The organism is Streptomyces acidicola (assembly GCF_009377235.1).
Classification (GTDB): domain Bacteria; phylum Actinomycetota; class Actinomycetes; order Streptomycetales; family Streptomycetaceae; genus Streptomyces; species Streptomyces acidicola.
Genome location: NZ_VMNX01000296.1, coordinates 1 through 10364 on the forward strand (window position 1 = coordinate 1; position 10364 = coordinate 10364).

At 70.3% G+C, this 10364-nt stretch carries 8 protein-coding genes; 4 read left to right on the forward strand and 4 right to left on the reverse strand.

What is annotated here, in order from left to right; translation table 11 throughout:
- Positions 1 to 150 precede the first annotated feature (150 nt).
- Together FPZ41_RS41120 and FPZ41_RS41125 are read left to right on the forward strand one after the other, a co-directional pair.
- Positions 151 to 1578 (forward strand): MFS transporter, encoded by a 1428-nt coding sequence (locus FPZ41_RS41120; protein ID WP_152869292.1) that lies wholly within the window; start codon positions 151 to 153, stop codon positions 1576 to 1578.
- Between the two features lie 62 nt (positions 1579 to 1640).
- Positions 1641 to 2384: a LuxR C-terminal-related transcriptional regulator gene (locus FPZ41_RS41125; protein ID WP_152869294.1), complete on the forward strand. Its 744-nt coding sequence runs from the start codon at positions 1641 to 1643 to the stop codon at positions 2382 to 2384.
- A 157-nt stretch (positions 2385 to 2541) separates the two neighbouring features.
- On the opposite strand, the gene FPZ41_RS41130 is transcribed toward FPZ41_RS41125, so the two are convergent.
- Complete coding sequence (locus tag FPZ41_RS41130; protein ID WP_152869296.1) at positions 2542 to 3183, reverse strand: helix-turn-helix domain-containing protein; 642 nt, start codon at positions 3181 to 3183, stop codon at positions 2542 to 2544.
- Between the two features lie 637 nt (positions 3184 to 3820).
- On the opposite strand from FPZ41_RS41130, the gene FPZ41_RS41135 reads away from it, so the two are divergent.
- Positions 3821 to 5083: a beta-ketoacyl-[acyl-carrier-protein] synthase family protein gene (locus tag FPZ41_RS41135; protein ID WP_152869298.1), complete on the forward strand. Its 1263-nt coding sequence runs from the start codon at positions 3821 to 3823 to the stop codon at positions 5081 to 5083.
- Between the two features lie 46 nt (positions 5084 to 5129).
- Here FPZ41_RS41135 and FPZ41_RS41140 read toward each other — a convergent pair whose 3' ends face one another.
- The gene (locus tag FPZ41_RS41140; protein ID WP_152869300.1) at positions 5130 to 6881 is read right to left on the reverse strand and encodes an alpha/beta fold hydrolase; all 1752 of its coding nucleotides are present in this window, start codon (positions 6879 to 6881) and stop codon (positions 5130 to 5132) included.
- Positions 6882 to 7517: 636 nt separating this feature from the next.
- On the opposite strand from FPZ41_RS41140, the gene FPZ41_RS41145 reads away from it, so the two are divergent.
- Complete coding sequence (locus tag FPZ41_RS41145) at positions 7518 to 7967, forward strand: GNAT family N-acetyltransferase (RefSeq protein ID WP_322621376.1); 450 nt, start codon at positions 7518 to 7520, stop codon at positions 7965 to 7967.
- 44 nt (positions 7968 to 8011) lie between these two features.
- Here FPZ41_RS41145 and FPZ41_RS41150 read toward each other — a convergent pair whose 3' ends face one another.
- Complete coding sequence (locus FPZ41_RS41150; protein ID WP_152869301.1) at positions 8012 to 9052, reverse strand: rod shape-determining protein; 1041 nt, start codon at positions 9050 to 9052, stop codon at positions 8012 to 8014.
- Between the two features lie 103 nt (positions 9053 to 9155).
- The coding region (locus FPZ41_RS41155) for an HAD family hydrolase (RefSeq protein ID WP_152869303.1) at positions 9156 to 10364 on the reverse strand (1209 nt) is incomplete at its 5' end.

A 10364-nucleotide genomic window follows, 5' to 3' on the forward strand; every position in this document is an offset into this window, starting at 1 on the left:
ACCCAACCCTGAACCCCCGGCCGGCCCCGGCCCCGGCCCTGGCCCCTGGCCGGGGCCGGCCAGGGCGGCAGGCGGCGGTGGTCGTCAGGTTCGTGCTGTGGGGCCGCCTGCCGGCGGCCCGCGGTGGCAATTCCCGTCACGGAGGTGGACATGAGTATTCCGAAACAGAACGTGCTGTGGACGTTCCTCTGCTGTGGCCTTGGCGTGGCCATGGTGTCGCTCGACAACCTCGTCGTCATCACAGCCCTGCCGGCGATCCGCGACGACCTCGGCGGCAGCATCCAGGAACTGGAATGGACCGTCAACGCCTACACCCTCACCTACGCCGTGCTCATGCTGCCCGGTGCCGCCCTGGGGGACAGGTTCGGCAGGCGGCGGATGTTCGGCGTCGGGCTGGCCCTCTTCGTCGCCGCGTCGGCCGGGGCCGCGCTGGCCTCCGGCATCGGCGCCCTGATCGCGGCCCGCGCCCTTCAGGGGCTGGGCGCCGCGCTGCTCATGCCGCTGAACCTGACGATCCTCACGGACGTCGCGCCCCCGCACCGGCGAGGCGCCCTGCTCGGAGCGATGAGCGCCGTGGAGGGCGTCGCCATCGCCATGGGCCCGCTCCTCGGCGGAGCGGTGGTGGAGCACCTGAGCTGGCAGTGGATCTTCTGGATCAACGTACCGATCGGTGCGGTGGTACTGCCGCTCTCCCGGTGGAAGCTCACCGAGAGCCGCGGCCCCAGGTCCCAACTGGACCTGGTGGGGACGGTCCTGGCCAGTCTCGGCCTCTTCGGGATCGTCTTCGGCATCATCCACGGCCACGCGGACCACTGGAGCAGCGTCCGGGTCCTGGCCTCGCTGACCGGTGGCGCGGTCGTCCTGGTCGCCTTCGTGCTCTGGGAACTGCACACCGAACTGCCCATGTTCCCCATGAAGTTGTTCCGCCACCGCACCTTCAGCGCGATGAACGCGGCCGGGCTGCTGATGTTCGCGGGCATGTTCGGCTCGGTGTTCCTGCTCACCCAGTTCTTCCAGGGACCGCAGGGCTATTCGCCCTTGGAGGCGGGTCTGCGCATCCTGCCGTGGACCGCCGTACCCATTTTCGTCGCCCCCTTGGTGGGGCTGCTCTCCGACCGCGTCAGCAGCCGGACCATCGTCGCGCTCGGCCTGGCCTTCCAGGCGTGCGGACTGGGATGGATCGCCTCGCGCATCTCTCCCCACGTGGACTATGTGTCGCTCATCCCCGCACTGGTCCTGTGCGGTCTCGGAATGACCTTCTATTTCTCGCCCACCGCGAACATGGTGATGAGCGCGGTCGACGCCGAGGACCGCGGAATGGCGTCCGGCGCCATCAACGCGCTGCGTGAACTCGGCGGTGTTCTCGGTATCGCGGTGCTCGCCTCCGTGTTCTCCGCGAACGGAGCCCTCACCTCGCCGGACTCGTTCACGGACGGCATGATCCCCGCGGTGTGGACCGGTGTCGTCCTGATCGCCGTCGGAGCCCTGGCGGTCCTGGTGGCACCCCGGCGCCCTCGCGAGACCCGTCCCGTCGAACCCAGGCCGGCCGTCCCGACGACCGTGAGCGACCGGATGTGACGACGGGCGCGTCCGAGGCGTGGTGCAGGGAAACGTGTTCCGTCCGGAGGAGAGGGAAAGCGATGAGCGCGCCGATCCGAGTTCTGCTGGTGGACGACCGGGCCATTGCACGAACGGGAATCCGGGCCGTCCTCGACGAGGACCGAGGCATCGAAGTGGTGGGTGAGGCGCCCGACATCGCGAGCGCGGTCGCCAAGGCACGGCACCTTCAGCCGCATCTGCTGCTCGTCGGCGCCCTGTCACAAGCCGTCGACCCGGTGGAACTGGTCGACGAGTTGCACATGCGCTGCGGTGAGAGAACGCCCGGCGTCCTGTTCATGGCCAACGAGGCGGACACCTGTGTGCGGCGCGCCTTCCAGGCCGGAGTGCAGGGGGTCGTTCTCAGCCGTGTCACGCCGGGGCAACTGCTGTCGGCGGTTCATGTCGTGGCCGCCGGATACCGGATCTTCTTCGACGAGAGGGCTCTTCCGGCGCGTGACGACGACTCGGTTACCCAGCTCGCTTCATGCCACGACGGCTCCACTGCGGACACCACGGGAATCAGCCTGCTGACCCGGCGGGAGAAGGAGGTCTTCCGGCTGCTCGCCCAGGGGTTGAGCAACACGGAGATCTCGACGGAACTGGTGCTCAGCGAGAACACGGTGAAATCCCACGTGCAGCGACTGCTGGAAAAGCTGAACCTGCGCAATCGCGTGCACGCGGTCATCCACGCCTATCGCACGGGCCTGGTGTCGCCCCCCTGTCCGGACCTCGGGCCGCAGCAGGACGACTTCCCGTACGGCTCACGGGTCGGCGCATCCGCGTGAACCGGTGGTGGCACGACCGGAGTGCCCCGGGAGTGCGCCAGTGAGCCTGCGGTGTTCCGCACAAGCCCTGTTGGACGTTCACGCCAACAGGGCTTGTTTCCATGCGTTGTCCACGCCTGACCGCGTCCGGCCGCGTCCGGCCGCGCCTGTCCGTGGGTCACCCGCTCGATTCGAGGAGGTACCCCCGCCCGCTGGCGGTCCGGATGCGCAGCCCCACAGAGAGCACCTTGCGCCGGATTCTCATGATGTGCAGGTCGAGAGCGTTCTGGCTCGCTCTTCCGCGGTGTGCCGAGAGAAGCGCGATCAGCTCGTGCCGGGCCACGAGGCCGCCGAAACGTTCGACCAGCGGCTGCAGCAGTTCCATCTCGGTGGGTGACATGGGCACCACCTGGCTGTCGTAGTGGAGCAGCCCGTCCTGGTCCAGGACAGGGATCCGCTGCGTGCCGGCCTTGGCCCGGAGCGCCGCGACACGGGCGGCGAAGTCCGCCCGGCTGACCGGCGCCCGGACCCAGTCCTCCCGTGAGTCCGTCGGAACCGGCGGGGTGGCGCCGTTCTCGATCACGAGGAGACGAAGAATCCCCCGGCGCCGTAACTGTTCCAGCTCCCTCACCTCGACCGGCCAGCGCACGACGCGGACGTCCTCCCCGGTCGAGGAAATCTCCCCCTGGCTGTATTGCGGCACGTATTGCCCTCCTTTTTCGGCATGGCAAAGAATGCGAAATACTGTTCCGGTGGCTCGCACGTCTTGACGTTCTGTCGTTTCATGGGCCACCGATGCCGAGTGGCTGCGATTGGTCATGTCGCCCACCCCCTGCGCAGGCATCGCTTCACTATGCAGCGGGTCTGAGCGTCGCTGCAACAAGCAAAAAACTGGACCCGCTGCGAAGTTATCTTCATAAGATGACGAACGTGGCATCCTGTTTATCTTATTGATGGTCCTTTCGGCGGTCCTCGGTGCTCAGCCCAGGCCTCTCGCGAGGCTGCGTGTGGCCCGAACGGGTGAGTATTCCCGTGACCGCGGGGGTGGTGAGGGGCGGCAATTCATGAAAAGAGGTGAAGCAGTGGGCGTTGCGGTCGACTAGTTTGTTTCCGGTCGCAGCGAATGCGACTTCTGGAACGCTTTTCCTCGTCAAAGCAATCGGTCGTCGCGCTGAAGGTGCCAAGGAAAGGCCATGGAAAAGACCGAAGCCTGTCATGAGGTCACGGAGTTTCCGAGTTCCTCCGGGGGCCCTCTTCTCACCATCGGGGAATTGTGGACCGCCATCGTCGCGCTGGTGCCGGCCGGACTCGGCAACCGCGGTCCCTGTCCCCGCCCCGGCCCCGGCGGTCCCGAAGCCTCGTCGGACACCTCGTCGGACAACACGTCGGACCGCCCCTCAGACGCCCCGTCGGCAACGCAACCCCAGAGCCAGTGAACCGTGCGGAAGGAATCCGTCATGCTGCCCGTGACCGCTGAAGCATCGTGCCCCGACCGTGGTCGGCGCGCATTCGCAGGCGCCGACGTCCTGGTGACGGGCCTTGGCGCAACCACTCCACTCGGCGGCGACGTTCCGTCCAGTTGGCAGGCGCTGCTGTCCGGCCGCTCGGGTGTGACCCGGCTGAACACCCCATGGGCCGAGCAGCTTCCGGTACGTATCGCCGGAAACATGAGCCAGGACCCCGCCTCGCGGCTGGACCGGATCCAACTACGGCGGCTGGACCGCAGCCAGGCGGCCGCGCTGGTGGCGGCCCAGGAGGCGTGGGCGCACGCCGGCGCGCCCGAGGTCGAGTCCGAACGGCTGGCGGTGGTGGTGGGGACCGGTGTGGGCGGCGCGCTCACCATGCTCGAACAGGACGACCGACTGGAGGAGCGGGGCCCCCGCGCGCTCTCCCCGTACACGGTGCCCAGGCTGATGCCCAACGGCAGCGCCGCGGCGGTCGGTCTGCTGCTGGGGGCCCGGGCCGGCACCCATGCCCCGACCAGTGCCTGCGCGTCCGGTGCGGAGGCGCTCGCGGTCGGTGCGCTGCTGATCCGGTCCGGTCGCGCCGACGTGGTCGTCGCCGGGGGAACGGATGCCTGCCTGCACCCCCTGTCCCTCGGCGCGTTCGCCCGTATGCGTGCCCTGTCCCTGCGCAATGACGCACCGGACCTGGCGTCCCGGCCGTTCGACCACGACCGCGACGGGTTCGTCATGTCCGAGGGCGCCGGCATGGTCGTACTGGAACGCGCCGGGTTCGCCAGGGCGCGCGGAGCGCAGGTTCACGCGGCCCTGGTGGGCGCCGGGGTCACCTCCGACGGGTACGACGTGACGCTTCCCGATTCCGAAGGGCAAATGCGGGCCATCAGCGCGGCGTTGCGGGACTCCGGTCTCACCGGGGCCGACATCGCCCATGTGAACGCCCACGCCACCGGCACTCCGGTAGGGGACGTCAGCGAGGCCCAGGCCCTGCAGAAGGCGGTGGGCACACACCCCGCGGTCACCGCCTGCAAGTCCGCCACCGGCCACCTCCTGGGTGCCTCCGGCGCCGTCGAGGCGGTCTTCACCGTCCTCACCCTGGAACACGGTCTGATCCCGCCGGTCCGCAACCTGGACAAGACCGGGGACGGCATCGAACTGGACCTGGTGACCGGCGAACCCCGTCGGACACCTGAAGGGGCCGCCCTGTCCACGTCCTTCGGGTTCGGGGGACACAACGTGGCCCTCGCCTTCACCCGTTAGACCCAGCCCACCGACGTCAGGGCCCTGAGGCCTCAGACCTCGAGGCCTACGGGGCGCCCACCCGGTCCCGGCAGGACGCGAGACAGTCCCCGAGGGCCGCCGGATGGGTGATCTGGGGGTAGTGCCCCGCGGCCTCGATCACCGTGACCGGAGAGGCCACCGCCTCGGCGAGCGGATCCGCCGACCCGACGACGAGCTCCACGGGTGAGGGCAGGTCCCGGAGCAGACGGCGCAGTTCCTCACGCTGTCCGTGGGCCGTGCGCACGGCGGCGATCACCCGGTGCGCCGCCCCCGCACGGCGCAGGTCCGTCACGAGACCGTCGAGGGCATCGTCCTCGGGCAGGCCGAGCGAACGGGCCAGGCGGGGCGCGGGAGTCGTACGCAGCAGCGGTGCCGCGAGGGGCGAGCGCAGCAGACCCGGGGACGGCGGCTGGAGGAAGGGCGGCGCGACGAGAACGAGCGCCGACAGCCGGTCGGGCCGGGCCGCGGCGTAGCGCAGTGCGGGGCCGCACGCGAGCGAATGCGCGACGAGTACGGGCCGGGACTCCACAGGGTGGAGCAGATCGGCGAGCCATTCGTCGAGCGACCCCTCGCCCGTCCCCGACCTGCCGAAACCGGGCAGGTCGGCCGCGAGGGACGGCGCGTCCAGGCGCTCCACCGTTCCCGCCCACGAATCGGCGTTCAACGGAAGTCCGTGCAAGAACACATAGTCAGGGCGCCGCCGCTCTCCGATCACCCATGTCCGGGTGCCTGCCACGCTGTGGAAGCCGTAGGGCCGGCGGCACGGGACGGTCCGGCCGAAGCGGGTGGCGACCAGGTCGTCGGCCCACTGGCGCAGTGCCGTCTCCACGGGCGGCGCGGACAGCCCGCGCGATTCGGCCAGGGCGCGGGTGGAGGCCGTATCGTAGCGGTCCGTCGACAGGAACGACAGGGTCTCCGGGTCGGCCCGGGTGATCGTACGGGGCAGCCGGCGCAGCACACCCACCGGAACCGAGCGGTGGGGAGCCCGCACACCCATGTGCCGCGCGAGCAGCCTGATCAGCTCCGGCAGAGTGGGGGTCGCCTCGTCCAGCACCCAGTAGGCGCGGCCGGCGCTCTCGGGGTGCTCCGGGAGAGCGGCCAGGAACCGCACGAAGTAGTCGAGGGCCACGACCGGCAGGAGGATCTCGGGACCGCCGGGCAGTGCCCGCAGTCGGCCCCGCCACAGATCGGAGACCACGGTGGCCAGGCCGACGTACTGGCCGGGCCCGATCACCGTACTGGGGTTGGCGATGCTCAGCGGCACACCCAGTTCGCGGCACCGTGTCCGCACGGCCGCGTCGGCTTCCTGCTTCGACGCCTCGTACGCGCCCAGCCTGCCGTAGTCCGGCGTACCGTCCGCGGCGGCCATGCGGTATCCGCTGATGTGGACCACCCGGCGCAACTCCGGCAGGGAGGCCGCCCACTCGACCACATGCACGGCGCCCGTCACGTTGACCGCCCTGGCCTGGTCGGCATCGATGCCGAAGGCGAAGCGCGCCGCGGTGTTGTAGACGTCACGCACCCCCGACAAGCCCTCCCCGGCCGACCCCTGTCCGGCCAAACCCTGCCCGGACAGGCCGAGTCCGGGCAGGGTGACGTCGGCCCGGACCACGGTCAGCCCCGCCCGGTCCACTCCCTCCCCGTCGAGCCAACTCGTCAGCCCGTCACCGGAGTCACGCACCGCGGCGGCCACCCGGTGGCCGCCACGCAGGAGTTCCGCCACCAGGGAGCGGCCGATGAAGCCCCCAGCACCGAAGACGATCGAGTCCGAGAGCATGCTGCCTCCTTGCCCGGTCCGGAATTCCACGTCAGCGCCACTGAGACAGGACCAGAGGCCCCGTCCGCGGAGCGGCTCCACCGTACCGATTCACCGGGGACGAGCATGGCGAACCATGCCGATGCCACACGATCGGGGCGTTTGGCAGCAACACTCCGGCGCACGCGCGGGCGCGTGGGGGTTCAGGGGACGGCTGTGCGGTCTGCCCGGGGGCATGCCGGGGTCATCTCGGGGGCGTACGTAGGGGCTGCGTGCTTCCCCGGACGTACGGCAATTCCGATCACTCCTCCCCAGGAGGCATGACAAGTGCCACCGTGGGCACGATGTACCCGGCTGCGGCGGCGAGGAGGCTGGTCGCATCGGGCACCGAAACGCCCCGGGACCTCGGGTGGCCGAACGTCCCGGGCACAGGCATGAGGAGGCCGTCATGAACCGCCGGATCCGCATCCGTACCAGCCGTCGGCCCTCCGCCCCACGCGACCTCACGATCGACCGGAGGACGCCGTCGGGCCGGGTTCTTCCCTACTGAACAGCGGTCTGGAGGGCGGCAGTTGATCTGTACGTCCCCCGGAGAGGCCGGGCGTGACACGGGAATTGTGGTTGACGTCCTGTGGGGCGTACGGGTTTGCTGCCGCGGTGACCGACCTTCACATCAGGCGCCTGGACGGCGACGCCTCTGTCCAGGACCTCAGGGACTGGCAGCACGTTCACAACACGATCATCCCCACGCACGTCCTCTCCCTCGACGACGTCCGTGGGCGCGCCGAACGCAACCATCTGGAGCTCGGGTATCTCGACGGCGTCCTCGTCGGCAACTCGACGGTCCGGCCGCCCGAGGGCGACACGGCCACGGCCACGGTGATCGCCCGTGTGCTCGACGGTCACCGGCGGCAGGGGTTCGGCGAGAAGTTGTACGTGCGTGGGCTGGAGCGGGCCTGGGAGTTGGGCGCCCGGGTGATCGAGACGGTCGTCCTGGAGTCCAACACGGACGGACTGCGGTTCGCACTGAAGCACGGCTTCGTCGAGATCGAGCGCTATCTCCTGGAGGGGGACACGATCCCCTGGATCGACCTGCGCCTGGCCTGACACCTCACGGGGGTACGAACCCGTGGAGCCGGCGCGGTCGGCGTTCACTCCTCCGACGTCAGGTCCAGCTCCAAGGGTTCGACATGGCCCTCCAGCATGGCGCCCAGGCCCTCGATCGCGCACAGTTCGGGACGGTCGGCGATGCTCACCGGCATGCCCGTGGCCTGCCGCAGCATCTGGTCGAGGCCCGGCAGCAGCGCGCTTCCGCCGACCATCATGATCCCGCGGTCCGCGAGGTCGGCCACGAGGTCGGGCGGGCAGTCCCGCAGGACTTTGCCGATGCTGTCGAACAACGCCGTGAACGGTGTCTGGATGGCGTGGCGCACGGCGGCGGTGTCCACCTTCACGGACCGGGCCAGGCCGGTGGCGACGTCCAGCCCGTGGATCTCGGCGAAGGCGGGGCCCTGCGGGTTCAGCCCGTTGCCGGACAGGGCGATCTGGAGTGGCCGTACGGACTGGCTGGGCAGGATCAGCTCGTGCTGGTGGCGCAGATGCTGCACGATCGCGTGGTCCACGGCCTCACCGCCCACCGGAATACGCTCGGCGGTGACGATCGAGCCGAGCGAGAGCACGGCCACCTGGGTGGCGGCGGCACCGCACACCATGACCATGGTGGCCTCCGGGCGCTCCACCGGCAGCCCGGAGCCGACCCCGGCGGCGATGAGCGTGTCGACGAGCTCGACGCGCCGGGCGCCGAGGCCGACCAGTGTCTCGATCACCGCGCGTCGGCCGAGCGGGTCCGTGTCGCTCGGGGCGCAGGCGGCGGCGCGCAGGAAGGGCTTGCGGCGCAGCGCGCGGCGCACCCTGTCACCGAGCAGGTGGCGCAGCATGCGCTGGGCCATCTCGATGTCGACGACGTTGCCGCCCGACACGGGGCGGGCGACCCTGATGTAGTGCGGGGTACGCCCCGTCATCTGCTCCGCGAACTCCCCGACCGCGATCAGGGCGCCGGTCCTGGTGTTCAGGGCGGCCACGCTCGGCTGGTCGACGACCAGCCCGGCGCCCTTCACATACACACGGGTTCGGGACGCGCCCAGGTCGACGGCGAAGTGGCAGCGGCGCAGCTGATCCAGCCTGGCAGTCATGGGGTCCTCCCAGAAGCTCGGACCGCGTGGTCGTGGGTGGCGGTCTACTTGCATCGTGTGCGGAGGAGGGGCGCGGCGCCTTTCGGATTGGGCCAGTTGGGGGTCAGACGGGGCGGACCGCCTTGAGGAGCGGTTCAAGGGACGAGACGGTGTACCGGCAGCCCGCCTCCCGCAGCCGTCGCTCGGCCTCCCGGCCCGCGGCATACCCGATGAAGGGCAGGCCGAGGTCGGACGCGGCGGTGAGCTCGGCGACGGAGGAGCCGATCAGGACGGCGTCGTCCGGGTCGGTGTTCAGCTGCTTCAGCGCCCGGAGCAGACAGTCGGGGTTCGGCAGGAGGAGGGCGGGGTGGCCGGAGCGGCCATGGACGCCGCCGGATGTCTGCCCGGTGAGGCCACGCCCTTTCAGATAGGCGGCCACGGCACTGGACGAGTGGTCCGTGACGACGGCGACGCCCAGACCTCGATCGGCGAGGGCGTAGATCAAGGGAGTGGCGAAGGGCAGGGGTGTCGCGGCTGAGACGTTCTGCTGCTCGATCTGGTCGAGTGCGCGGCTCAACTCCGGCCCCAAGTGGTGATGCGCGAGCGCACGCAGGAGGGCCAGCGAGTCGGGGTCTTCGTCCGGGAGCCCCGCGGCGGGGTTGCCCCGCAGGGGTTGCTCGCCGCTCAGCGCCTCGTCGGGGTGGCGCAGCTCCACGAGCCGTGAGGCGAGGGCGCGGGTCATCCTCGCCTGCCGGCTCGCCGGGATGCGGGCCAGGGTGCCGTTGAAGCCGAGCAGCACGGATTCGGTGTCGGCGAGGACCAGGGCCAGGTGTTCGGTGGGCTCCGTCGGGGCTGCGACACTGTCCCGCGCGATCTGTTCCAGCCGTGGCGCAGGACCGGGCGACAGCCGGATCGCGCACGTCACCGACAGTCCCGGCACCGGCCACCCGCCCAGCCCCTGGTGCACGGCACGCTGGGCCGTGCCCGCCCAGCGCAGCGGATGACGCCGGGTGATGCGCCCGGCCTCGCGGGTGAGGTGGTCGAACAGCTGTTCCGCCACGCCGGAGGACTCCCCGCGCACGAACGCGAGCGGGTCGTTCACGTGCCAGGACAGCTCGGCCGACGCCACGAACGTGGTACGCGTACGTCCCGAACCGGGCAGCAGTAACTGCCGCGTGGCCTGCTGCGGGGTCAGGTCCACCTCGTAGTACGTGATGCGGGAATGCACGGGCAGGTCGGAGTGCGGCCGGTCGGGGTCGAGCACGTTCAGCCTGCCGTTGGGCCCGGTGTACACGATCGCGGTGCGGCCCTGGTGGGGCGGGCGGATCTGGGC

What these genes read in the sequence shown, in the direction of transcription:
- FPZ41_RS41130 (WP_152869296.1), bottom strand. Translation starts at nt 3,183, where the DNA reads ATGACCAATCGCAGCCACTCGGCATCGGTGGCCCATGAAACGACAGAA.
- FPZ41_RS41125 (WP_152869294.1), top strand. Translation starts at nt 1,641, where the DNA reads ATGAGCGCGCCGATCCGAGTTCTGCTGGTGGACGACCGGGCCATTGCA.
- FPZ41_RS41135 (WP_152869298.1), top strand. Translation starts at nt 3,821, where the DNA reads ATGCTGCCCGTGACCGCTGAAGCATCGTGCCCCGACCGTGGTCGGCGC.
- FPZ41_RS41140 (WP_152869300.1), bottom strand. Translation starts at nt 6,881, where the DNA reads ATGCTCTCGGACTCGATCGTCTTCGGTGCTGGGGGCTTCATCGGCCGC.
- FPZ41_RS41150 (WP_152869301.1), bottom strand. Translation starts at nt 9,052, where the DNA reads ATGACTGCCAGGCTGGATCAGCTGCGCCGCTGCCACTTCGCCGTCGAC.
- FPZ41_RS41120 (WP_152869292.1), top strand. Translation starts at nt 151, where the DNA reads ATGAGTATTCCGAAACAGAACGTGCTGTGGACGTTCCTCTGCTGTGGC.